The sequence below is a fragment of the Rhizobium phaseoli genome, assembly GCF_010668805.1.
GTDB classification, from domain to species: Bacteria; Pseudomonadota; Alphaproteobacteria; order Rhizobiales; family Rhizobiaceae; genus Rhizobium; species Rhizobium phaseoli_A.
On the sequence record NZ_WUFT01000072.1, the window covers coordinates 1 to 461 of the forward strand.

The window sequence follows — 461 nt, forward strand, 5'->3', positions numbered from 1 at the left end:
CCAAAGCGGCGCTCTTCGAGGAGAAGCTCGTATGTGTCGGATGTCCAACAAACAAACAGTTGTCGCGGCGGCTCCCGTTGGAGAAGTACATGTCGATGGGACACGTGACAGTGAGGTTCGGACGGGCGCGCAGGCCCTCGATCGAGGAGTTTTTCTTACTCGATCTCGGTCTAAAGAGGCGCGAAGAGGTTGTCGTGCCGACCTTTGATCTGGTTCCATCCATGCTATCGCGTACGAACCGTATAGCAACGATCCCTATGAGGCTGGCAAGGCATTTCGCCGAAGTGGTTCCGCTGCGGATCGTCCAGGTACCACTGCCCCTTTCCTCGTTCACTGAAACGATCCAATGGCCCGCGCTGCATAACGGTGACCCTGCAAGCATCTGGATGCGCGAGCTGTTATTACAGGAGGCGCAAAGCCTCGTGGCTGGCTAGTATCGATGGCTTCACGGTGAATTCGGG

Annotated in this window: 1 pseudogene; it reads left to right on the forward strand. The window is 56.6% G+C overall.

Annotated elements, in window-relative coordinates:
* Nucleotides 1-434: pseudogene (locus GR197_RS31420) on the forward strand (LysR family transcriptional regulator); the annotation flags it as partial.
* Between the last annotated feature and the right edge of the window lie 27 nt (nucleotides 435-461).